Raw genomic sequence first — 24,734 nt, 5'->3', positions numbered from 1 at the left:
TCGCGATCGATGTGCCCGCCGTCGGCGGGACAGTTCTGCCTGCTCGCGGCGCGGCTGCCCGCACTCCCGCCGCCGACCGGGAAGTAGCTGACGGATAGCCCAGCGTGTATGTGCTGTTCCTAGCCTTCACCCGTCCTGTCACCGGAGTTGACCGGAGGGTAACGGGTGAGGAGACCATCACGAGGCGCCCTGATCGGGGGCCTGGCGTTGGCCATGGTGGCCACGCTGGGCGGGGCCGCGGTCCTACCGGACCGCGACCCAGCCGCAACAGAACAGGCCGCCGCGCCGAGCGGGAAGAACGACGACAGCGGACTGCTGGACCGGCTCGGCGACGCCGCGCGCGGCCTGGTCGCCGGTGGCGGTAACCGGGCCCGGCCCGAGGTGGTCAGCGCCGGTCTCCACCGCGACGAGAAGCCCGTCGCCGGCCGGAAGTGGCCGGCGCAGAAGCGGGTCAGGGAGCTGCCCGGCCGGCGGACCGAGAAGGCCAAGGTCTATCAGCTGGCCGACGGTCGGCTGCAGGCGGAGATCTCCGCCACGCCGTTGCACTACCGGGACGGCAGGGGCAGGTGGCAGCCCATCGACACCACGGTCCGTCCGGTGGACGAGCCCGGCTACGCGCAGGGCAACCTGACAAACGCCTACACCAGTCTCTTCGGCGACAGCTCGGACGAGCTGGTCCGCTTCGAGCGCGACGGCCGCGCGATCGAGCTGGGCCTGGCCGGCGCCCCCAAGGACGTCAGCCCGAAGGTCTCGGGCTCCACTGTGACGTACCCGCGGCTGGCCGGCGGCGCGGACGTGGTCTACGACGTCACGAGCACCGCGCTGAAGGAGAAGATCGTCCTGCGGCAGGCGCCGGCCGGTCCGGCGTCCTACACGTTCACCCTGAAGACGGCGGGCCTGACCGCGCAGCAGCGCGCGGACGGCACGATCGCGTTCCTCGGCCGCGACGGCGGCGCTCCGGTGTTCGTCATGCCGCCGCCGTTCATGTACGACAGCAAGGACGACAAGTCCTCCCCGCACGGCAAGGTGTGGTCGGACAAGGTCACCCAGAAGGTGACCAGTTCGGGTGGCACGTCGACGGTCACCGTCACCGCGGACACCGCCTGGCTGACCGACCGGTCCCGGGTCTACCCGGTGGTGATCGACCCGACGATCAAGCTGCAGCCGGTGCCCACCGACGCGCAGGACGTGCAGATCTACTCCGGCGCCACGACCACCAACTACAACGACACCTACCAGCTGAAGGTCGGCACGGACGCGTCGAACGCGTACCGCACGCTGGTCAAGTTCGACGTCGGCTCGATCCCGCGGAACACGCCGATCGACGACGCGCAGCTGCAGATGTACTACTCGCAGACCCACCACGCGTGGGGCTTCGACGTCGCGATGGAGGCCCGCCGGGTCACCCAGCCCTGGAGCGAGAGCACCGCGACCTGGGCGAACATGAACGCCAACATGGCCGCCCAGCCGGCCGGCAACATGGTCACGCAGGACGACGGCGACGCCGGCACCTCGGTGTCCGGCACCTGGTCGTACTCGGGCAACACGGCGCTGACCGGGCTCGCAGTCAACGGCGACTACCGCTACAACAACGACACCACCACCGGGCACACCCACACCTGGGTGCCGACCATCACCGAGGCCGGCAACTACCAGGTCGAGGTCCACTACGTGTCGGAGTCGGACCGGCCGACGAACGCGCCGTACACCGTGCACTACAACGGCGGCTCGAAGACGTACACGGTCGACCAGACCGGCAGCGCGCGCGGCGAGTGGAAGACCCTCGGCGTGCACCCGTTCGCGGCCGGCACCACCGGCAAGGTCGTACTCGGGGACGTGTCCGGCAAGTCGGTGATCGCCGACGCGGTGCGGTTCACCAAGTGGGGGGCGGCCACCAAGAAGGCATCGGTCTCCAACGTGTGGAGCTCGTTCCCGGTCCGCAACGTGGTGCAGGACTGGGTGAACGGCGCGTACGCCAACAACGGCTTCATGGTGAAGGCGGTCGACGAGGCGGACAAGGGCCGCGGCGGCCCGATCTACGAGGCCTCCGAGTACGCGTACAACAACGCCCGCCGGGACTACAACCTGCCGAAGCTGGTCATCACGTACGGCCGGCCGGGCGTGGCGGTCAGCCCGCCGACGACGCTCACCGCCACCGGCGCGGTGCTGGACTGGCCCGCGTACGTCGACCCGTCGTCGTCGACGGCGGACGACGCGGTGGAGTACCAGGTGCACCGCAGCATCTACCAGAACTTCACCCCGTCGGCGGCGACCCTGATCGCCCCGGTGTCCACCAGCACCCGCACCTACCAGGACACCACGGCGATCCCGACGGCGGCGGACAACACCGACCCGCTGGCGCGGAAGTTCTACTACTACATGGTCGCGGTGAAGACCCGCGACGGGCAGGTCCTCGCCGGGCCCACCCAGTCGGCGATCCTGCCGAAGGCGGGCCAGATCACCCGGATCTACCGCACCGGCACCACCGACACCACGCTCTCCCAGGCCCGCCCGACGGAGAACGTGGACGTCTACGACGGTGACCCGTACGTCAGCCCGGGCAACAACTCGTCCTACTACGGGGACACCCGTGGCCTGGTGAAGTTCCCGACGCTGACCGGCATCCCGGCCGACGCCAAGGTCGTCGACGCCGACCTGCGGCTGTACAACAGCGGGCTCTACCCGGGCACCGACACCGACGAGTACGTCGACGTCCACAAGCTGACCAGGAACTTCACCGAGACCAGCGCGACGTGGAACACCTACGACGGCACCAACGCGTGGACCACCGCCGGCGGTGACTACGACACCACCTGGAAGGCGAGCTACAACCAGTTCACGAACGACCCCAAGTGGGCCTCCTGGGACGTGACCCCCGCGGCCGACGGCTGGGTCAAGGACCCGACGAAGAACTTCGGCCTGCTGCTGCGGCAGCGCGACGAGGCGAACCAGACCGCACGGGCGGTGCTGCTGTCGTCCGAGGCACAGGAGCCGCTGCTGCGGCCCACGCTGGAGGTCACCTACCTGGAGCAGACCGCGGAGTCGACGTACTACGCGGCCTCGACGCCGACGCTGGCCACCGCCAACTCCACGTACACGGTGCCGGTCACACTGTCGAACCCGACGCTCACGGCCTGGAACCCGACCGACTGGGAACTGGCCTACGACTGGAAGCGGGCCGACGGCGTCACCGACGGCGCGGACGCCAGCTACGAGTTGAAGACCGCACTGCCGAAGAGCGTCCCGGCCGGCGGCACCGTCGACGTGGCCGCACAGGTGAAGACGCCGCCGTCGTCCACCGAGGGCAACGAGCGCACCGACTACGTCCTGCAGTGGGACCTGCGCAACAAGCTCACCGGCGAGAAGCTGTCGGAGACCGCGTCGATCCCGGCGCTGCCGCAGAACATCTCGGTGGAGGAGCCGACCTCCGACCAGCTCGGCCTGGAGAAGTTCTACTCGTACGCGGGGAAGAACACCGGCGCCGGCGGCAGCCTGATGAACAACCTGTACTCCGGCAACACGGTCTGGTCGTACAACGCGTTCAACAACCCGTCCCGGGGCCTGTCGACGTTCGTCCGGATGTCCTACAACTCGCTGGACACCACCGACACGGTGGCCGGGTACGGCTGGTCGCTGCAGGCGTCGTCGATGATGCGGCTCGGCGCCCCGCTGGACTTCCACCCCAACCCGAACCCCACCAAGGTCACCCTGACCGACGGTGACGGCACCAGCCACCGGTTCACCTGGGACGCCACCGCGAACGAGTGGAAGAGCCCGAAGGGCGTGCACCTCTACCTGCAGAAGTACGGCAGCGTGGACTGCAAGCCCAACACCGACGAGCCGAAGGCGTGGGTGCTCACCCGGCCGGACCGGACGCAGTTCTTCTACGACTGCGAGGGCTTCCTGTCGAGCGTCGTCGACAACAACGGCAACGAGATGCTCTTCACCTACGAGGAGCGCAAGTCCAACAACAAGCCGACGAAGTTCCTGCGGTACATCACCGACCCGACCGGCCGGATCACGCTGACCATCGACTACTACGCCAAGGGTCAGACGTACGACTACATCAACGACACCACCTGGACGCGGGTCTCCGGCGCGACGAACCTGACCAACCCGAAGATCATCGACCACATCTCGCAGATCACCGACGTCTCGGGACGCAAGCTCACGTTCACCTACACGGACAAGGGCCTGCTCGGTGAGCTGATCGACGGCGCCGGCTCGACGAACGGCACGCCGAAGACGTTCAAGTTCGCCTACGACATGACCCAGGGCAACAAGAACGTCAAGCTGGTCAAGGTCACCGACCCGCGGGGCAACGCGACCGGCCTGGTCTACAACTACCCGCAGAACGGGGACGACCCGAAGTTCCACTGGACCACGAAGTCCTACACCGACCGGCTCGGCTACCTGACCCAGTTCGCCTACGTCGACCCGGACGGCCCGCAGGGCAACAACATCAACACCACGGTCACCGACGCGGAGAACCACGCCTCCCAGTACCTGCTGGACGGCTACGGCCGGGCGTACCAGGTCACGAACGCCAAGAACGAGGTCACCAAGACCGGCTGGGACGACGACCACAACGTCATCCGGCTGGAGGAGGCGAACACCGCCGTCTCCACCTGGGCGTTCGACCCCAAGACCGGCTATCCGACCCAGATCCGGGACGCGGAGGCGGTCAAGAACGGCTGGCCTGGCACGGTGCTGACCTACCAACGTCAGCTCAACGGCTACGTGGCCGAGGTGCTCAGCAAGACCAGTTCCGAGGGCCGCAAGTGGACCTTCACGTACACCGGTGAGGGCGACGTCGCGACGGTCACCGACCCGGTCGGCAACACCACGCCGGCCGACGGCGACTACACGAGCGTCAACACCTACGACGAGTGGGGTCAGCTGCTCAGCGCCCGGGACGCCAACGGCAACACCACGGCGTACGGCCCGTTCCACCCGAGCGGCTACCCGACGACCATCACCGACGCGGGCACCGGCAAGTCGTACTTCACCTACGACGACCGGGGCAACGTCACCGAGGTCAAGAACGGCAAGAACGCCAAGGTGACGCAGGCGTACGACACGTTCGGCCGGCCAACCACCAAGGTGGAGCCGATGGACGCGGCGAACAACCGCTTCATCACCACGAAGGCCCCGGTGTACGACCCGAACGACAACATCACCACCGCGTACGCCGCGAACGGCGCCGTGTCGACCTCCGTCTACGACAAGGCGGACCAGGTCGTCGAGACGCTCGCCCCGAAGGACGAGTCGGGCGACCCGGAGCGGAAGACGACCACGACGTACGACAAGGTCGGCAACGTCCTGACCGTCACCGAGCCGCAGGGCAACCTGACCTCGACGGTGGGTGACTACACCACGACCACGAAGTACGACGCGATCTACCAGCCGATCGAGGCCACCAACGGCCTCGACCAGAAGGTGAAGTCCGAGTACGACAACGTCGGCAACGTCACGGTCCTGTACGACGCGAAGAAGACCGCCAGCGCGGCGGACGACTTCACCACGAAGTACGAGTACGACCTGAACCACCGGGTCGTGAAGACCACCGACGCGGCGGGCAAGTTCACCACCGCCCGCTACGACAAGGACGGCCTGACGCTCGGCACCACCGACGCCGACGGCAACGAGTCGCTGGCGACGTACGACGCCCGCGGCGCGCTGGTGGAGTCGAAGGTGCCGCACAGCAAGGACGGCTCCGGCACCGTCACCTACCGCACCACCAAGTACGAGTACGACCAGGTCGGCAACCAGACGAAGCTGATCACCCCGCGCGGGGTGGACACCACCGACGACGCCGACGACTTCTCCGTGGTGACCGTCTACGACGCGCTCAACCGCAAGAAGGAGGAGTGGTCGTCCTACGACAAGGACGACAGCCGCTACAACAAGCCCGACAAGACCTTCTACAGCTACGACGAGATCGGCAACCTGACGAAGGTCAGCGCGCCCCCGTCGGACGGGCAGACGGTCCGCAACGACACCGAGTACACCTACTACGACAACGGGTGGACCCGGACGTCCAAGGACCCGTGGGACATCGTCAACTCCTACGACTACAACGACCTGGGCCAGCAGACCAAGAACACGCTGAGCTCGGCCGGCGGGTCGACCACGCGGACGATGACCTGGCAGTACTACCAGTCCGGCAACGAGAAGGGACGGTCGGAGGACGGACTGCCGGTCGGCAAGGACGTGGTCCTGGTCGACAACACCGACACCAACAACACCGCCTCGCAGGGCACCTGGACCAACGGGGCCGCCACCGGGCAGTGGGGCTACGACGTCTCCACCGCTCCGGCCGGCAGCGGGTCGGCGCAGTTCAACTGGCAGCTGACCATCCCGCGTGACGGCACGTACGAGGTGTTCGTCCGGCACCCGCAGGTCACCGGTGCCGCGACGGACGCGAAGTTCACCATCACGCACGACGGCGGCAGTGTCACCAAGACGGTGAACCAGACGCAGAACACCGGCGCCTGGATCAGCCTGGGCAGCTATTCCTTCAAGGAGGAGGGCGTCCAGAAGATCACCGTCACCGACCAGGCGACCGGCAAGGTGCTGGCCGACGCGGTCAAGCTGGTGCGGGACAACTCCGCCGACGTCGACAACGAGCGCAAGGAGTTCACCTACCGGTACAACCCGAACGGGATGATGGTCGAGGTCAAGGACCTCAGCCCGGGCGCGAAGATCGGCCGGTACGACATCGCGTACGACCAGCTCAACCAGATCTCCACGGTGAAGGAGTTCGCCGGGCTCAACGACACGAGCGCGAAGAACACCACGGCGCTGACCTACGACGACAACGGCAACCCGCTCACCTCGACCCACGACCTCACCTGGTCGAAGATCGAGTACGACCCGCGGGACATGGTCGCCAAGGTCACCAACGCCGACTCGCCGACGGCCGGCAACCAGCAGATCTCGTCGTTCACCTACACCAACCGCGGGCAGGTGCTCAAGCAGACCAAGCCCAACGGCAACACGGTGGACTTCGAGTACTACCTCGACGGCGCCACCAAGCGTCAGCTGGAGAAGACCTCCGGCGGCGCCACGGTCGCCGAGCACAACCTCCAGTACCAGGCCAACGGGCACCCGTCGCGGGACGTGCTGAAGCTGATGAACGCCGACAACTCGTCGGACTACATCGACAACACGTACGTCTTCAGCTACGACCCGCAGGACCGCATCGCCAAGCTGGACAAGACCGGTGACAGCACCTCCACGGAGACCTACACCTACGACGCCAACGGCAACACGGTGTCGCAGACCGTCGGGGGGACGACGAGCACCAGCAAGTACGACCGGAACCGGCTGCACTCGACCACCACGGCGGGTGTGACCTCGACGTACAACTACGACCCGCTGGGGCGCCTCGACACGGTGTCGGTCGGTGGCCAGCGGGCGCAGAAGTACTACTACGACGGCTTCGACCGGACCGCGAAGACCACAGCGGGCATCGGCGCCAACGCCAAGTCGACCACCTACGTGTACGACCCGTTCGACCGGACGGTGTCGCAGACGACGGCCGGCAAGACCACCCTGTTCACGTACCTGGGGATGGACAACCAGGTGCTGCGCGAGGAGGTCGCGGGCAAGGCGACGAAGTCGTACCAGTACGCGCCGTGGGGTCAGCAGCTGACCCAGATCAAGCACAAGGACGACGGGGCGCGGGAGTACTCGCAGTTCATCTACCGGCCGCGCGGTGACGTCATCGGCATCACGAAGGAGGACGGCAAGACCCGGGCCACGTACGGGTACACCGCGTACGGCCAGGACGACTCGTCGCAGTTCACCGGTGTGGACAAGCCGGGAGCGCAGCCGGAGGGCGAGGAGCCGTACAACGCGTTCCGGTTCAACGCCTCCCGCTGGGACGCGGGCTCGGGCACGTACGACATGGGGTTCCGCAACTACGACCCGGGCCTGAACCGGTTCCTGACGCGGGACACCTACGGCGGCGCGATGGCGGACATGGCGCTGGGGATGGATCCGTTCACCGGTAACCGGTACGCGTTCGCCGGCGGGAACCCGATCAGCTTCATCGAGCTGGACGGGCACCTGTTCGGGATGTCGTGGTCGGACATCGGCCACGCCACCCTGGACGTGGTCGGCATGGTGCCGGTGGTCGGTGAGGTAGCCGACGTGGCGAACGGCATCTGGTACGCGGCCGAGGGCAACTACGTCGACGCGGCGCTGTCGATGGCCTCGGCGATCCCGCTGGCGGGCAACGCGGTGACGGCGGCGAAGCTGGCCAAGACCGGCAAGAAGATCGCCGACGGTATCGACACCGCCAACGACGTCAAGAAGGGCGTCGAGGCCACCACCGACGCCTCCAAGGCGTTGCCCACGAACACGCCGAAGCCGAAGACCGACTCCCCAGCCGCACCGACCAAGTGCAACAGCTTCGTCCCCGGCACGAAGGTCCTGCTCGCCGGCGGCGGCGCCAAGGCGATCGAAGACCTGAAGGTGGGCGACGAGGTCCTCGGCACGGACGTGGAGTCGGGCCAGAACCAGGGCCGTGCGGTCACCGACGTCCGTAGCCACGAGGGCAGCAAGACGCTGGTGACGATCACCGTCGACGTGGACGGCAAGGCCGGGTCGAAGACCGGGTCGATCACCTCCACGGCGGCGCACCTGATCTGGCTGCCCGACGCCGGACAGTGGGTCAACGGGGGTGACCTCAAGCCCGGCATGTGGCTGCAGACCGCAGCCGGCACCTGGGTCCAGATCACCGCCATCACCAAGACGATCCGCCACGAACGAGTCCACAACCTCACCGTCAACGGCGTCCACACGTACTACGTTCTCGCCGGGGACAAACCGGTCCTGGTGCACAACTGCGGGGTCGAGTGGAAGAACGAGAACGACCCGAACTTCCCGAACCGCAACGTCGACCGCGATCCGCAGGACGCTCTCCCCGATCCTTCGGTGGTGCGCAGCAGCAACGACGGTATGGGACCCCTCCGCGACGGTGACCACCATTTCGTGGTCATGCCGAACAACGGGGTACGGGCCGTGCACGACGACGACCTCGCCGACCTGTGGGACCAGGACGTGTGGCCCGGTCACACGAGCCTGGCTGGATTCGACGCCGCCGGGCGACCCAACCCGGTGCTCATGGCGGGCCGGTTCACCGCCAACAACGGCAAGATCACGTCCTATGACAACTGGTCCGGCCATTACCAGCCACAGCAGTACGGCGGCCGGAAGCTGCAAGACATCGCGAAGGGCGCGTTCACGGCCGCAGGGTGGGCGGGTCGGAGACTGCGATTCCGGCAGTACTGATCGAGTTCCGGCTATCGCCCTGGACGTTGCAGGGCGATAGCCGGAACTACACCGGGCATCGCGGGTCACGGCCCGCGATGCCCGGTCCTATTACCGGTGACCAGTAAGGTTGCCTCTGAGGAGGGATGGATGTCGGGGCTTTGGCGGACTGTCTGGGCGACCGGTCAGGACATCCCGCGCATGGGCCGTCTCGTGCGTACCGGTCCGGTGCTCGCGTTGGATGCGGGCGGCGATGATCTGCGCCCGCTCGCGGCCGCCGTCGCCGGGCGCAGTCCCGCCGACGCCGCCGGTGATCGTCTTCAGGTGTGGGACATCGTCTCGGGACAGCTGACGACGGCGACGGTGGAAGCCGCCGTGTGCGTGGCGGTCGGCGCGTCGGCGGATGGTGCGGTCGCGGTCACCGGGCACTCGGACGGCACGGTGCGAGTCTGGGCGTTGCCGGACCTGACGATGCTACGGAGCTGGCGCACGGGTCTGCAGGGCGTCGAGGACGTTCGGGTGGCCGGGCCGGCCCCACACGCGGTCGTGGTGACGCTCGGCGCCGACGGTGCGGTGGCGCGATGGTCGCTGGAAACCGGGGGACCCCTGGGCACGCTCGGCGTTCCGGAGTCGCTCGCGATCTGTGCCGGGCGGCTGGTCTCCGGCCGGCACGTGGTGGTGGCCGCCGGGCGCGAAGTGTCGTTGTGGGACGCGCACAGCGGGCAACGGCTGCCGCTGCCGGTCGCGGATCAGCAGACTCCCGGCGGCATCGCCGCGGCCCTGCTGTCGGCACGAGACGGGCGGGATGTGCTGACCGTCGTGACGGGGCCGCGCGAGCTGGTCATGTTCGACGTAGCCACCGGTGCGCAGGTGGGCGGCCGGGTCGACGCACACGTCGATGACTTTCCGCCGCACCAGGGACGCATGTGGGGCGGCAAGCGTGCCCGGCCGCGGCTGGCGATGGTGAACGGGACCGTGGCTGTGCCGACGAAGTGGCGGGTCCATCTTTGGGATCTGCCAGCTGCGACGCCCGCCGGGCCGTCGTTGCCGGGGCCGGTGCGCACGCCGGTGCTCGCATCGGTGCGCTGGGAGGGGCGTGATTGGCTGCTCACGGGGTCGGCCGCGGACGGCATGGTCGGGCTGTGGGACCCGGACGCACCGCCGCAGCGATCGGCGGGCTTCCGCCAGCCGGTCGCGCGGCTGGCCATGGCGGAGTCCGGCGTGGTGGTCTGCGCCGACGAGGGCGGGACGATCGCAGCGCACCGGGCCGAGGACGGTTCGCTGGTGACCGCGCCGACCAATACGCAGGTGCGAGGCGTCGTGTCGCTGGCGGCCTGGGTGGACGGGACGAGGGTGCGGGCGGCCACCGGAGCGGGGTCCCCGGATGCGTCGCACCCGTGGGTGCAGCGGTGGGACCTCATGCTGCGCGAGCAGATGCAACCACCGATCAAGGTCAGCGTCCCCCAGGTGCGGCACGTGAGCATGGCCAGGGTCCGGGGCGAGCGTGTCCTGGTGGTCATCGACCGCGAGCTGCTGCGTCTGCAGCGGGCCGACGACGGGACCCTGATCGACGAGGTCCGCAAGGAACGAGGAACCTACCGGCTCGTGACCGGCCCCTCCGAGGGCGGTCCGATCGCGGTGGTCTCGGCGATCGGCCGGCCGCCCGAGGTGTTCCGGCTGGACCGGTTGAGCGCACCTCCGTCGCCGATGCCCGGTCTTGACGGCGGCTTCGTCGCCGCTCTGGACGGCACGCGTCTGGTCGCCGGGAGTCTCGCCGAGCGCCGGTCGGGATGGCGTACGGCGTGGGCCTGCGACCTGTCGGGCCGCCCGCTCGGTCCGGAGGTCGTCGGCGCCCCGATCACCTCCGTCGCGATCGCCACCTGGCCCGCGGTCTTCATCGCCCGCGCTGACGGGACGGTGTCCCTGATTGATCTCGAGTCCGGCCAGGAGCTGTGCCCGGCACTGCAACTGCCCGCGGAACCACGCAGCATCGCCACCGACGACCTGGACGTGCTCGTGGGCGTCGGGGCCGATGTCGCGAGGTTCACGCCGCCGGTCGCCAAGCCTCTTCGGCGTGAACCTGACGATCGTGATCGAGGATAGAGCGGCGAGATCGGAACCCTCGTTGAGGCCATATCCGGTATCGAGGCGATCCTCAGCGCGGCCCGTCCTGCCGTAGGGCATCGGTTGGTGCCCGATGATCGACACAAACCCTGATGTCGGCTCTGCTGCCTGACGCACCCGACGGCCTCACCGGCGAAGTCCGGTACGGCGTGCTCTCCTTTTGAGAGGAAGTGCCGGAGTGGACTGAGGAGGCCGAGCGGGCGAATGCAAGGCGCGTTGAGACAATCGCTTTTCCGAAGACGCTCGTTCGTGAGGCGATGCCGCACTGAGAGCCGTCATCGGTGAAAGCATGTTCAGTGAATCGGTGCAGCCGAGCCGACGTCGTCCCGGTGACCCGATCCGCGTCGGCGCGACCTGTGCGCGGTGCTGAGGCGCACCAGGCGGGCGGTCTGTACGCTGCGGGTGCCGGGTACTGCGACGGCGCCGAGACCTCCGTGGACCGGAAGGGCCGGCTTCTGCCTCCCGTCACCCGGCGTGATCAACCCGAAGCGTCCTCAGCGGTATTTCTGTTACCTCGACACACCGCCAACCATATTGACATTCATCACGCTTAATTGTCCGGTTCCACCCTTGTTGGCCGCGAACCAGGCGCTTAGCGTGGGCGGCGCGTCTAGGGTTCACGGGGAGCGGCGCGATGGAACTTCAGATTCGGCTACTGGGCACAGTGGAGCTGTGCGTCGACGGCGAGACCGTCACGCCCGGCGCGGCGAAGAGACGGGCCGTCCTGGCCGGGCTGGCGATCGAGGCGAACCACTCGGTCCCCCTGCCCCGGCTGGCCCGGATGGTCTGGTCCGACCACCCGCCGACGTCCGCCACTGCCAACCTCCGTACCCACGCCGCCGGCCTGCGGCGCACGGTCGGCGACCGGCTGGTCGCCCGTCCGCAGGCGTACGAGTTGCGGCTGGCACCGCACGAGCTGGACGTGACCGAGTTCCAGCGACTGGCCGCGGAGGGGCGGTCACTGCTCGCGTCGGCCGATCCGGCCGGCGCGATCGACACGCTCACTTCCGCGCTGGCCTGGTGGCGGGGCCCGTCCGGTGACGGCCTGCCCCGGAGCACCGCGCTGGACAACCGGTGGGCCGCCCTCGACGAGCAGCGGCTACAGGTCTTCGAGGAACTGACCGAGGCGCGGCTGGCCGCCGGTGAGCACGCCCACCTCCTGTCCGACCTGCGCGCGCACCTGGCCGCGCACCCGCTGCGGGAGCGGGCCTGGGGGCACCTGATGCTCGCCCTCTACCGTTGCGGGGACGTGCCGGCCGCGCTCACCGTCTACCGGGACGCCCGGGCCGTCCTCGACGAGCAGCTCGGCCTCGAACCCGGCGCGGAACTGGCCCGGCTGCACCGGGCGATGCTGGACCGCGCGCCGGAGCTGTCGTACGTCGAGCCGGGAGGCGCTGTCGTGACCGCCTCGGCGCCGGTCGCTGACCTTCGCCCCGCCGTCGGCTGGGCGGTGCCGCGGGAGCTGCCGGCGGACCCGCTCACCTACGTCGCGCGTACCGGGGAAACCGCCGACGTGGTGGCGGCGCTGACCGCGGAGGCCCCGGCCGCCGTGGTCGTCACCGGCGCCCCGGGCAGCGGCAAGACCACCCTCGCGGTACGCGCCGGACACACCGTCTCCGCCCTGTTCCCCGACGGGCAGGTCTTCGTGGACCTCGGTTACCGGACGTCGGTGACGGCGGGGGAGGTGCTGGCCCGGGTGCTGCGCGCGCTCGGCGTGCCGGCCGCCGACGTCCCCGAGAAGACCGACGAGCGGGCCGGCTGGTTCCGTTCGCTGGCGGCCGGCCGCCGGCTGCTGCTCGTCGTCGACGGGGTCACCCGGGCGGCGCAGGTGCGTCCGCTGCTGCCTGCCGGCCCCGGCCCGGCGCTGATCACCGTCGCTCAGCGGCACCTCGGGAGCCTGGACGGCGTACGCCGGGTGGCGCTGCGCCCGGTCGGGAGCGCGCAGGCCCGCGACCTGCTGGCGACCCTCGCCGGGCCGGAGCAGCTGGCCGCCGAGCCGGCGGCCACCGCCGACCTGGTACGGATCTGCGGTGGCTCGCTGCTCGCCCTGCGCATCGCCGGCGCCCGGCTGGGCCGGCGGTCCGGCGCGTCGGTGTCCACCCTCGTCGCCGAACTGGGTGACGGGCGGGCCCGGCTGGACCTGCTGGCCTACGAGGACCTGTCGGTACGGGCCAGCCTGGCCGCCGGCGTGGCGGTGGTCCGCTCCGACGACGAGCTGGCCGGCCGGATGCTCGAACTGCTCGGCGCGCGGCCGGGCACGCCGGTGCACACGGCCGCGGACCAGCTCGGCGTCTCCCCCCAGCGGGCGCACCGCGCCCTGGACGACCTGGTCGACGCGCACCTTGCTCAGCGGGACCGGCACGGCGACTACCGGCTGCCGACGCTGGTCAGCGACTACGCCGCCGAACTGGCAGCGGTGGGCCACGTGTCCGTCCGCGAGGCGGCCGAGCAGCTGTTCGATCCGTGGGCCGCCTGACGGCCGGATCGGCGCCGGAATCGGGGTGGGACGCCTCTGGTGCGCAGGCCGGTCACGGAGCGACACTGAGTCATGACTCCTCAGCGCGTACCGCTGCTCGCCGGCCTGGTCGTGCTGTTCGCGGCGGCCTGCACGGCGACCGGCCACGACGGCGCGTCCACGGCGCCCACCCCGACGGTCGCGGCGGCCTCCGCGGCGACCGAGACGGAGACCACGCCCACCCCGCCCGTGCCGACCGAAGGCGCCGCGACGGGCGGCTCCTGGCGTGTCACCTGGGACTGGGCCGTGCCCGGCCAGCCGGCCCGGGTGGCCCACCGGGTACGGGTGCCGGTCACGCCGCCGCCGGGTGAGCCGCTGCCTGTCCTGGTGGCGGTGGACGTCGGCGACCACCCGGCGGAGGGCTTCAGCCGGATCACCTTCGCGTTCCGCGGCCCCACCCCGTCCTACCAGGTCGCCTATGTGCCGCGGGTGGTGACCGAGGGCCGGGGCGCGCCGGTCGCGCTGCCCGGTACGGCGTACCTGTCGGTGCGGTTCGAGCCGGCCCAGGCGCACGACGCACGCGGCGGCGGAACGGCGGACCTGCCGCCGGCGGCGATCCGCTTCCCGACGCTGCGCGGATGGGCGGTGGCCGGCGACTTCGAGGGGCACCTCAGTTTCGGGCTCGGCCTGCTGCCGCCGGACGACGGCCGCCTGCCGGTGCGGCTGGGGGAGTCCACCCGCCCGGACGGTACGCACGTCGTGGCCGTGGACGTGCGGCGCAGTTGACGCCGGCCCGCGCCGGCGGGAGCGGCGCGGGCCGACGGGGTCAGCGGTCGATGATGTTGTTGTTCTCGTCGATGCCGTGGGTGCGCCAGTAGACGTCCCACTCGTCGTCGACGTGCTGCGGCACCTTGCCCTCCGGGTAGCGCACGTACGGCGGGGACGGGTCCTGGCCGTCCGGCACGCAGGAACTGCCGCCCTGCGGGCCGACCGCGATCACCGGGTACTCGTCGCTGCCGCAGATGCTCTGCCGCAGCGAGCAGCCGGTGGTCGCCATCAGCCCGGCCAGTCCGAGCACGGCAAGAACGATCATGATTCGAGTTCGCACGGGGAGAATTCTCGCCGCCCCGGGCCGGCCCGCCATCGGTACGCGTACTCAATTCCGGGGGACGGCCGGCCTCAGGTCAGTTCGCCCCGCACGATCGCCACCGCCACCCGGCAGAACTCGTCCATGTCGGGCTGGAAGCCGGCCGCGATGTCGGGGTGCAGGCCGGAGCGGGTCTCGTCGAGCAGACGGCGGCACACGTCCTCCACCGGCTCGCCCGCGTAGCCGGAGCGGACCCGGTCCGCGGCGGCCTGCAGGGCCGAGGTGAGCTGATCCTCAAGCGGGCCACGCAGCTTCTGCTGCACAGGGTCGAGCCCGCTCGGGTCGAGCGTGACATGTGGCTCCGACATCGGCGCTCCCTTCGTCGGCGTCCGCGGTACCCCACCGCGGACGTCGGTCAAACCATCGTCGGTACGGCCGACACCCGGACCAGGTACGAGAACTCCTCCGCCGGCTCCTCGACGTACGACAGCCGGCGGATCTGCCGGTCGTCGGACCAGAGCGCGACGTCGACGAGCACTCCGAGGTGGGCGAGGCCGATGGTGGCGACCCGCTTCTTGTCCTGGAGCACCGCGCACACGCCGCCCAGCAGGGTGCTCGCGTCGGAGGTGCGGTGCCCGGGCGGACAACGCAGGGTCAGGTCCACCTCGACCGGGCCGGTGAGCGGGGTCCACCCGGTGCGCTGGGCCGCCGTGCAGGCGGCCTGGAGCAGGGTGCGGACCCTCGTCGCCTGCCGGTGCCCGGCGGCGAAGATGGACAGGGCCTCGGTCTTGACCGGGGGCAGGCCGCTCACCTCGAACGACAGGGCGAGAGCGCGGGTGTCCTGCACGACGGCACCTCCTCGGGGCGAATCCTGCCCAACCGGGGAACGAGCGAACGGCACTTTCCCGACAGAACCAACCGATCGGGCGGGCAGTGGGGGACGGCCGGAGGCGTATCGACGTCGACGGCGACGCGCCGGCTACGGAGCCAGCCCCACGCTAATGCACGACCGCTGACGCTCGGTAGCCTCGCCGTTTCACCACGTGGGACGGCGTGTCGGCCGCGCCCGTCGTCGCGCTGCCGGCGGTGTGCGCGCCGTCACCGTCACATGTCCGTGATGTTTCGCTCCGTCGCAGGTCGGGCACGTTCAGCCGCACGACACGCCCGGGGTGTTCGGCAATCGGGGCCGACACTCCGGCCGGATCGCCGTGCGCCGGGGCACGGGTCACTCCCCGGTTCTTCGCCGAAGAGAGGGGGAGGGTGATGACGACAGTCCCCGACACGGCCGCACGACGGCCGGCCGGACGCGCGGCGGCGGCAGCCGCCGCGCTCGCGTTGGTGGCCCCGCTGGCCGCCTGCGGGTCCGGCGGCGACGGCGGCGTCCCCACGATCAACCTGTACTACCCGCCGGAGCAGAACCTGCAGAAGGTCGTCGACAACTGCAACACGGCGGCGCAGGGCCGGTACCGGATCGACTACCGGGTGCTGCCGCGCGAGGCGGACGAGCAGCGGGTGCAGATGGTCCGGCGGCTCGCCGCGCAGGACAGCGGGATGGACGTGCTCGGCCTGGACGTCACGTGGACCCAGGAGTTCGCCAGCGCGAAGTGGATCCGGGAGTGGACCGGCCAGGACAAGGCCGACGTGGAGCAGGGAACGCTGACCGGCCCGCTCGACACCGCCCGGTACGAGGACAAGCTCTACGCCGCGCCCAAGAACACCAACGTGCAGCTGCTGTGGTACCGGACTGATCTGGTCTCGCAGCCGCCGAAGACCTGGGACGAGATGATCTCCGCCGCCCAGCAGCTCAAGGAGCAGGGCAAGCCGTACCAGGTGCTGACCATGGGCGCCCAGTACGAGGGCCTCGTGGTCCTCTACAACACGCTCGCCGAGAGCGCCGGCGGCAAGATCCTCAGTGACGACGGCAAGAAGGCGGAGATGGACGCCGGCGCGGTACGCGCGCTCGACCAGCTCAAGAAGTTCGCCACGTCCGGCGTGACCTCGCCGTCGTTCAGCAACGCGCTGGAGGACCCGGTGCGGCTGGAGTTCCAGTCCGGCAAGGGCGCGTTCCAGGTGAACTGGCCGTTCGTCTACCCGGCGCTCCAGGAGGCCAACCCCGAACTGGCGAAGAACGTGAAGTGGGCCCGGGTGCCGGGCATCGACCCGGAAACCCCCAGCAAGGTCACCATCGGCGGGGTCAACCTGGCGGTCAGCAGCTACTCCAAGCACCCGGAGGAGGCGTTCGAGTTGGCCCGCTGCCTGCGTAACGCCGAGAACCAGAAGTTCTCCGCCGTCAACGACGGCGTGCCGCCCACCATCGAGGCCGTCTACGACGACCCGGAGATGACCGAGGCGTACCCGATGAAGGAGACGATCCTGGAGGAGCTGAAGGAGCCGGCGGTGCGGCCGCTGACCCCGGCCTACCAGAGCATCTCCACGGTGATGTCGGCGATCCTGTCGCCGCCGTCGGCGATCCGGCCCGAGCAGACCGCCGACGAGCTGCGCAAGGCGATCTCCGACGCGCTGGAGTCGAAGGGGGTTCTGCCATGAGCGTGAACGCCACCCCGGCCGGCGCGCAGGCCGCTGCCGAGGCCGAGGCCGAGCAGCCCGGCGGCCGGCACGCCGCGGTGCCGGAGCAGCGGTCCCGGCGCGGCTCCCGCGCCCCGCTGAGCGAGAACAAGCGGGCCGAACGGCGGCTCGGCTGGCTGCTGTGCGCGCCGGCCGCGCTTGTCATGGTGCTGGTCACCGCGTACCCGATCCTGTACTCGGTCTGGCTGTCGCTGCAACGCTTCGACCTGCGCTTCCCCGACGAGCGGCAGTTCGTCGGGCTGGAGAACTACGTCACCGTCCTCACCAACGACTTCTGGTGGACCGCGTTCGGGGTGACCGCCCTGATCACGGTGGTCACCGTCGCGGTCGAGCTGGTGCTCGGCATGGGCCTGGCGCTGATCATGCACCGGACGCTCGTCGGGCGGGGCATCGTCCGCACCGCCGCGCTGATCCCGTACGGCATCGTCACCGTGGTCGCGGCGTTCTCCTGGCGGTACGCCTGGACGCCGGGCACCGGCTACCTGGCGAACCTGTTCGACGGCAGCGCCCCGCTGACCGAGCGGGCCAGCTCACTGGCGATCATCATGCTGGCGGAGATCTGGAAGACCACCCCGTTCATGGCGTTGCTGCTGATGGCCGGGCTGGCGCTGGTGCCGGAGGACCTGCTCAAGGCGGCCTCCACCGACGGCGCGACGGCGTGGCAGCGGTTCACCAAGGTGATGCTGCCGGTGATGAAGCCGGCCATCCTGGTCGCGCTGCTGTTCCGCACGCTCGACGCGTTCCGGGTCTTCGACAACATCTTCGTGCTCACCAACGGCGGCAACGAGACGTCGTCGGTGTCGATGCTCGCCTACAACAACCTGATCCGGGGCCTGAACCTCGGCATCGGCTCCACGATGTCGGTGCTGATCTTCATCACCGTGGCGATCATCGCCTTCGTGTTCGTGAAGTTGTTCGGCACCGCTGCCCCGGGCAGCGACGATGGGGAGAGGCGCTGACATGGCAGTGGAATCCACCACGCGGGCGAAGCTGCGCTGGGGCCTGCTGGACGTCGTGGTCGTCGTCTTCGCGCTGGTCCCCGTGCTCTGGATCGCCTCGCTGTCGTTCAAGACCCCGGCCACGCTCACCGACGGCAAGTTCTGGCCGCGGGAGTGGACGCTCGACAACTACCGGACCATCTTCGACACCGACCAGTTCGTCCGGGCCCTGATCAACTCCATCGGCATCGCGCTGATCGCCACCACCATCGCCGTGGTGCTCGGGACGATGGCCGCGTACGCGATCTCCCGGCTGGACTTCCCCGGCAAGAAGCTGCTGGTCGGCGTCTCGCTGCTGATCGCGATGTTCCCCCAGGTGTCGCTGGTGTCGCCGCTGTTCGAGATCGAGCGGCAGCTCGGGCTGTTCGACACCTGGCCGGGGCTGATCCTGCCGTACATCACGTTCGCGCTGCCGCTCGCCATCTACACGCTGTCGGCGTTCTTCAAGCAGATCCCGTGGGACCTGGAGAAGGCGGCGAAGATGGACGGCGCCACCCAGGCCCAGGCGTTCCGGCGGGTGATCGCGCCGCTGGCCGCGCCGGGCGCGTTCACCACGGCCATCCTGGTCTTCATCTTCTGCTGGAACGACTTCCTGTTCGCGATCACGCTCACCTCGACCGAGCGGTCCCGCACGGTCCCGGTGGCGCTGCAGTTCTTCACCGGCGAGTCGCAGTTCGAGGACCCCACCGGGGCGATCTGCGCCGCCGCCGTGGTGATCACCGTGCCGATCATCCTGTTCGTGCTCTTCTTCCAGCGCCGCATCGTCTCCGGTCTGACCTCCGGCGCAGTCAAGGGATAGGTGATAGCAATGGCCGACATCGTGCTGGACAAGGTGAGCAAGCGGTTCCCGGACGGGACCACCGCGGTGCAGGCCGTCGACCTGGAGATCGCCGACGGCGAGTTCGTGATCCTGGTCGGCCCGTCGGGCTGCGGAAAGTCCACCACCCTGAACATGATCGCCGGGCTGGAGGACATCAGCTCCGGTGAGCTGCGCATCGGCGGCGAGCGGGTGAACGACAAGGCGCCCCGGGACCGGGACATCGCCATGGTCTTCCAGTCGTACGCGCTCTACCCGAACATGACCGTACGGGAGAACATGGCGTTCCCGCTGCGGCTGGCGAAGCTGGACAAGGAGACGATCAACCAGAAGGTCGACGAGGCGGCGAAGGTGCTGGAGCTGACCGCGCTGCTGGACCGCAAGCCGGCCAACCTCTCCGGCGGCCAGCGGCAGCGGGTGGCGATGGGCCGGGCGATCGTCCGCCAGCCCAAGGCGTTCCTGATGGACGAGCCGCTGTCGAATCTGGACGCCAAGCTGCGCGTGCAGATGCGCACTGTCGTCTCGCGGCTGCAGAAGCAGCTCGGCACCACCACCGTCTACGTCACCCACGACCAGACCGAGGCGATGACGCTCGGCGACCGGGTGGTCATCATGCGCGGCGGCGCGGTGCAGCAGGTCGGCCCGCCCCAGGAGCTGTACGACCACCCGCGCAACCTCTTCGTCGCCGGGTTCATCGGCTCGCCGTCGATGAACTTCCTGCACGCCGTGGTGGAGGAAGGGCGGCTGCGGACCGCGCTCGGTGAGGTGCCGATCGGCGAGCGGGTCCGCCGCGAGCTGGAAGCCGGCGACGCGCCGCGCGAGCTGATCATCGGCATCCGTCCGGAGCACTTCGAGGACGCCGAGCTGATCGACGACGAGACCCGCCGCCGGGGCGTCGAGTTCGAGGCGCCCGTCGACATCGTCGAGTCGATGGGCTCGGACAAGTACGTCTACTTCACCGTCGAGGGGGAGCGGGCCACCGCCGCCGAACTGGAGGAACTGGCCGCCGACACGGGCGCCGCGGACTTCGCCGGCGCCGGGTCGAACCTGGTCACCCGCCTGTCGGCGGAGTCGCCGGTACGCGAGGGCGAGTCGCGCCGGGTGTGGTTCAACCTGGAGAAGATCCACCTGTTCGACCCGGGCAGCGGCCGCAACCTGACGCTGCACGAGGGCCGGTCGGCCGGAGCGCTCGCCGACTGACCCGCGGACGCGTGCGAAGGGCCGGTGGCGTGCGCGCCGCCGGCCCTTCGGTCTGTCCGCCCAGCGCATCCCTCCCGACGGGCCGCCCCGCCCTGCAAGTCACGAGGAGCGCCGAGCCGCGGCGGCGGGGAGCCGCACTGTCACCAGGAGTGGCGCAACTCCAGGCTGAGGAAGCGGGCGTAAGCGGCCAGGGCGGCGTCCACCCGGGTGCGCAGCGCGGCGTCGAACGGCACGAGCTGGTGCACCGTCACGGTCACCGCTCTCGCGCCGATCGTCCGCGTCCAGGTGCCGACCACGCGCCCGCCCCGCACCACCGTGGAGCGGAACATCCCGTTGTTGCCCGGGACCACCGCTGCGGCGTACGCCGGATCGAGCATCAGCGAGCGGTCCTTGAACCCGAGCAGATATTCGTCGAAGCCGGGCAGCGTGTGCACGTCGTCGACGGGCGCGCGGGGCGCGTCGAGCAGCGCGGCGTCGACCACCGCCGGCTCGCCGTCCACCTCGACCGGGGCGAGGAGGTCACCGGCCAGCGTGACGGCGCGGGTCGCGTCGGTGACGGTCAGGCCGCTCCAGCGGGCCAGCTCGTGCCGCGTCACCGGGCCGTGCCCGCGTACGTAGCGGTGGGCCAGCGTCGCCAGCGCCTCGTCCCGCTCCGGGCGGCGAGGGTCGGGTGCCCACTCGTCGAGCAGCACGAACGTCTGTTCCGTGCCGACGTGCGGGGCGATGCAGGTGACCCCGCGGTGGCTGGCGTACCAGAGCAGGTGGTAGCCGCGCTGACCGTCCGTGTCCAGCCCGGCGGCGCGCAGCGCGGCCAGGCACTCGGCGCGGGTGAGCCGGCCGCCGCCGGCCAGCGTCGCGCCGAGCACGTCGGCGGCGCGGTCCCCGTCGGCGACGGTCAGCCCGAGCTGCCGCCACCGCGAGGCGATCCCGGCCAGCGTCCGCACCCCGGTCAGCTCCAGCATCCACCGCGCGTCGCGCGCCGGCACGAGATGCACGGTGCCGCGCATCGGCCAGGTGCGCAGGGCCTCCTGCCGCTCCAGCGCCGCACGGACGTCGTCCTGGGTGGCGCCGGGCAGGCGTACGCCGAGCGACCACAACCCGCTCGCGGCGTCCTGGGCCTGCATGGCGCCGAACCACTCGACCACGTCGGCGACGCCCTCGGGACGGGCCGTCGGGTGCGGGCGCAGCAGCAGAGAGGTCATCCGTAGGGCGAGCGCCTCGGCGCGGCTGAGGCGAACGGTCACGGGCGTCAGCCTAGGCCCGGGGTACGACAGCCCCTGATCGCGCTGCGCCGGCCGCGCTGCCGACGAAGCGCGATCCCCCGTTCAGGTTCCCGACGCGGGGGCGGCCGCAACGGCCGGCGCCGGTCTGCCCAGGATCCTCGCTGAGCTGGACCGGGAAAGCGGTTTCGCGCGGAACTTGCGCAAATCTTGAGCCTCGGTCGGCGAGGCCTGCGGACGCCATGACGCGACCGCCGGGACGCCACACCCGCCGTTTGACGCGACAAGTAACGGGTAGTCGCGGGAGTTGACCCCGAACAAGGAGGGATCGTCTGATGGATGGCCAGGTCAAGGTCGCGGTGATCTACTACAGCGCGACCGGCATCACCTACCAGATGGCGCAGGCGGCCGTAGAGGCGGCGGAGGAGGCCGGTGCCGAGGTGCGCCTGCGCAAGGTGCGTGAGCTGGCGCCCGACGAGGCGATCCGCTCCAACTCGGGCTGGCAGGCGCACCGGCTGGAGACCCAGGACGTGATGGAGGCCCAGCCGGACGACCTCTCCTGGGCCGACGTGATCATCATGGGTTCGCCCACCCGGTACGGCATGATCGCCGCCCAGCTCAAGCAGTTCATCGACACCACCGGCCCGCTCTGGGCGGCCGGTGTGCTCGCCGACAAGGTCTACAGCGGCTTCACCTCGACCGCGACCTCGCACGGCGGCCAGGAGGCGACGCTGCTGTCGCTGTACACGGTCTTCTACCACTGGGGCGGGGTCGTGGTGACCCCCGGCTACACCGACCCGAGCCAGTTCGTCGCCGGCAACCCGTACGGCGCCTCGCACACCAGCAACAACGGCGAGGTGGCCCCGGACCAGGTGGCCCTGACCGCCACCGCGCTGACCGCCAAGCGGGCCACGCTCATGGGCGCCGCGCTGAAGCGGGGCATGACCGGCTGACCGGCACATGGCGACCGGTGGCCGGACGAGGGCTCTCGAACCCGTCCGGACCACCGGTCGCCCCTCGCCCTACCCGCGATCGGCTGCTCCATGCGCGCTCAGCGCGGGCCGGTCGAGCAGATGTCCGAGCAGATCCGCCAGGACCGATGTGCCGTCCTGGCTGAGCACCGACTCCGGGTGGAACTGCACCCCGGCGAAACCCGTCCCGCGCAGCGCGTGCACCGCGCCGTCGGCCGGGTCGCGGGACAGCTCGACCGGGCCGTACGGGCCGGTCATCCGGTCGGCGTCGGCGCGGGCGGTGAAGCTGGCGTAGAAGCCGACCCGGCGGGTCACTCCGAACACCGGTACGTCGCGCGGCAACCCCTGGTACGGCGCGTCGCGGCGGTGCAACGGCAGGCCCAGCAGCCCGGCGAGCAGCTGGTGGCCCAGGCACACCGCGAGCGTCGGCCGGCCCGATGCGAGCAGCTCGGCCAGCAGCGCCCGCAGCGCCACCATCTTCGGCGCGGCCGGGTCCCGCGGGTCGCCCGGCCCGGGGCCGACCACCACCAGGTCGTGACCGTCGAGGGGGCCCGGGTCCGGCCAGTCCCGCCGGGTCACCGCCAGGCCCAGCGCGCCGAGCTGGTGGGCGAGCATGCCGGTGAACGTGTCCTCGCCGTCGACGATCAGCGCCCGCCGTCCGGCCAGCCCGCGCAGCGCGAGCGCCCCGGGCCTGCGCTGCTCCAGCCAGAACCGGGCCAGCGGCGCGTTGCGGGCGGCCAGCGCGGCGCGCACCTCCGGGTCGTCGGCGTACCTGACGGCCGGCTCGGCGCCGGCGCCCGGCGCGTCCGGGCCGAGGCCGAGCGCGGCCAGCACGCCCGCCGCCTTCGCGTGCGTCTCGGCAACCTCCCCGGCGGTGGTCGAGTGCCGGACCAGCGTGGCGCCGACCGGCACCCGCAGCGCGCCCTCGGGGGAGATCTCGGCGGTCCGGATCAGGATCGGCGCGTCCAGCGTCTGCCGGCCCTGCTCGTCGCGGCCGAGCAGCGCGAGCACCCCGGCGTAGTAGCGCCGGCCCGCGCGTTCGTGCCGCGCGATCACCCGGCAGGCGTTCTCCATCGGGCTGCCGGTCACGGTGGGCGCGAACATGGTTTCCCGCAGCACGTCGCGGACGTCCCGGGAGCAGCGCCCGGCCAGCAGGTACTCGGTGTGCGCCAGGTGCGCCATCTCCTTCAGGTACGGCCCGACCACCTGGCCGCCGTGTTCGGCGACCACGGCCATCATCTTCAGCTCCTCGTCCAGCACCATGTACAGCTCCTCCACCTCCTTCGGATCGTGCAGGAAGCGCAGCAGCGCGGCCCGGTCGACGGTCTCGCCCCGGTGCCGGAACGTGCCGCTGATCGGGTTCATCTCGACCAGGCCGTCGGCGACGCTGACGTGCCGCTCCGGGCTGGCGCCGACCAGGATCCGGGCGCCCGTGTACACCAGGAACGTCCAGTACGCGCCCCGCTCGCGCAGCAGCAGCCGGCGCAGCGCGGCCAGGGCCGCGGCCAGCGGGTCGCCCTGCACTGTGGCGCGCATGGTGCGGTGGATGACGAAGTTCGCGCCCTCACCCCGGCCGATCTCGTCGGCCAGCACCCGGTCCACCACCGCCGCGTACTCGTCGTCGGCGATGTCGAAACCCGCGTCGGTGGTGCGTACGGCAGCGTCGGGCAGCGCGCCGAGCAGCTCGGCGAGCGGTATCCGCCGGTGCGCCTCGACGGTCAGGAACTCCAGCGGCATGCCGTCGTCCACGCACTCGAAGCCACGTTCGGTGACCTGCCGGTACGGCACCAGGGCCAGCGTGCGCGGGCCGGCGCCGTCGTCGGGCAGCGGCAGGTCGGCGAGCCGGTCGGCGGTGCGTACCGGGCCGGTGAACAGGTCGACGTGGTCGGCGCCCTCGCGGCGGACGAGCGCGAACGGGCCGGGGTCGCGGCCGGCCGCGACGGCGGCGAGCGGGTCGGACGGGCGGGTCATCGGGTCTCCTCGGTGGGCCGGTGGCC

General features: G+C 70.5%; 14 protein-coding genes. 9 read left to right on the top strand and 5 right to left on the bottom strand.

Annotated elements, in window-relative coordinates; all coding sequences use genetic code 11:
• The first annotated feature begins 165 nt into the window (after positions 1 to 165).
• The 4 genes from MicB006_RS15820 to MicB006_RS15805 all read left to right on the top strand — a co-directional run bounded on the left by MicB006_RS15820 (position 166) and on the right by MicB006_RS15805 (position 14,644).
• Positions 166 to 9,300, top strand: coding sequence for a DNRLRE domain-containing protein (locus MicB006_RS15820; RefSeq protein WP_152037849.1), 9,135 nt, complete (start codon positions 166 to 168; stop codon positions 9,298 to 9,300).
• A 129-nt stretch (positions 9,301 to 9,429) separates the two neighbouring features.
• The gene (locus tag MicB006_RS15815) at positions 9,430 to 11,382 is read left to right on the top strand and encodes a WD40 repeat domain-containing protein (RefSeq protein ID WP_152037848.1); all 1,953 of its coding nucleotides are present in this window, start codon (positions 9,430 to 9,432) and stop codon (positions 11,380 to 11,382) included.
• Positions 11,383 to 12,037: 655 nt separating this feature from the next.
• Positions 12,038 to 13,879 (top strand): AfsR/SARP family transcriptional regulator, encoded by a 1,842-nt coding sequence (locus MicB006_RS32670; RefSeq protein WP_305021763.1) that lies wholly within the window; start codon positions 12,038 to 12,040, stop codon positions 13,877 to 13,879.
• A 72-nt stretch (positions 13,880 to 13,951) separates the two neighbouring features.
• Positions 13,952 to 14,644, top strand: coding sequence for a hypothetical protein (locus MicB006_RS15805; protein WP_116507092.1), 693 nt, complete (start codon positions 13,952 to 13,954; stop codon positions 14,642 to 14,644).
• 40 nt (positions 14,645 to 14,684) lie between these two features.
• Here the strand turns inward: MicB006_RS15805 and MicB006_RS15800 are convergent, their stop codons facing one another.
• The 3 genes from MicB006_RS15800 to MicB006_RS15790 form a co-directional block, all read right to left on the bottom strand.
• On the bottom strand, positions 14,685 to 14,966 hold the full coding sequence (locus MicB006_RS15800; protein WP_225980382.1) for an SCO0607 family lipoprotein: 282 nt from the start codon (positions 14,964 to 14,966) through the stop codon (positions 14,685 to 14,687).
• A 71-nt stretch (positions 14,967 to 15,037) separates the two neighbouring features.
• On the bottom strand, positions 15,038 to 15,313 hold the full coding sequence (locus tag MicB006_RS15795; RefSeq protein WP_030500352.1) for a hypothetical protein: 276 nt from the start codon (positions 15,311 to 15,313) through the stop codon (positions 15,038 to 15,040).
• Positions 15,314 to 15,360: 47 nt separating this feature from the next.
• Positions 15,361 to 15,792: a hypothetical protein gene (locus tag MicB006_RS15790; RefSeq protein WP_073831804.1), complete on the bottom strand. Its 432-nt coding sequence runs from the start codon at positions 15,790 to 15,792 to the stop codon at positions 15,361 to 15,363.
• A 416-nt stretch (positions 15,793 to 16,208) separates the two neighbouring features.
• Between MicB006_RS15790 and MicB006_RS15785 the strand changes: the two genes are divergently transcribed.
• The 4 genes from MicB006_RS15785 to MicB006_RS15770 are packed head-to-tail and all read left to right on the top strand — an operon-like array spanning position 16,209 to position 20,546.
• Complete coding sequence (locus MicB006_RS15785) at positions 16,209 to 17,492, top strand: ABC transporter substrate-binding protein (RefSeq protein ID WP_116507088.1); 1,284 nt, start codon at positions 16,209 to 16,211, stop codon at positions 17,490 to 17,492.
• Positions 17,489 to 18,490, top strand: coding sequence for a carbohydrate ABC transporter permease (locus MicB006_RS15780; RefSeq protein ID WP_116507086.1), 1,002 nt, complete (start codon positions 17,489 to 17,491; stop codon positions 18,488 to 18,490). Before MicB006_RS15785 ends, MicB006_RS15780 begins: the two co-directional genes overlap by 4 nt.
• A gap of 1 nt (position 18,491) precedes the next feature.
• The gene (locus tag MicB006_RS15775; protein WP_116507084.1) at positions 18,492 to 19,328 is read left to right on the top strand and encodes a carbohydrate ABC transporter permease; all 837 of its coding nucleotides are present in this window, start codon (positions 18,492 to 18,494) and stop codon (positions 19,326 to 19,328) included.
• Between the two features lie 9 nt (positions 19,329 to 19,337).
• The gene (locus tag MicB006_RS15770; protein WP_116507082.1) at positions 19,338 to 20,546 is read left to right on the top strand and encodes an ABC transporter ATP-binding protein; all 1,209 of its coding nucleotides are present in this window, start codon (positions 19,338 to 19,340) and stop codon (positions 20,544 to 20,546) included.
• Between the two features lie 140 nt (positions 20,547 to 20,686).
• Here MicB006_RS15770 and MicB006_RS15765 read toward each other — a convergent pair whose 3' ends face one another.
• Positions 20,687 to 21,790: a winged helix DNA-binding domain-containing protein gene (locus tag MicB006_RS15765; RefSeq protein ID WP_116507080.1), complete on the bottom strand. Its 1,104-nt coding sequence runs from the start codon at positions 21,788 to 21,790 to the stop codon at positions 20,687 to 20,689.
• A gap of 311 nt (positions 21,791 to 22,101) precedes the next feature.
• On the opposite strand from MicB006_RS15765, the gene wrbA reads away from it, so the two are divergent.
• Entirely contained in the window at positions 22,102 to 22,719 is a 618-nt protein-coding gene (gene wrbA / locus MicB006_RS15760) for an NAD(P)H:quinone oxidoreductase (RefSeq protein ID WP_116507078.1), read from the top strand.
• A 69-nt stretch (positions 22,720 to 22,788) separates the two neighbouring features.
• Here the strand turns inward: wrbA and MicB006_RS15755 are convergent, their stop codons facing one another.
• Positions 22,789 to 24,708, bottom strand: coding sequence for a chorismate-binding protein (locus MicB006_RS15755; protein ID WP_116507076.1), 1,920 nt, complete (start codon positions 24,706 to 24,708; stop codon positions 22,789 to 22,791).
• Between the last annotated feature and the right edge of the window lie 26 nt (positions 24,709 to 24,734).

This window comes from Micromonospora sp. B006, assembly GCF_003408515.1.
Classification (GTDB): domain Bacteria; phylum Actinomycetota; class Actinomycetes; order Mycobacteriales; family Micromonosporaceae; genus Micromonospora; species Micromonospora echinospora_A.
Note: the sequence above shows the minus strand (reverse complement) of the source record. Positions and strands in the feature narration are given on the sequence as shown.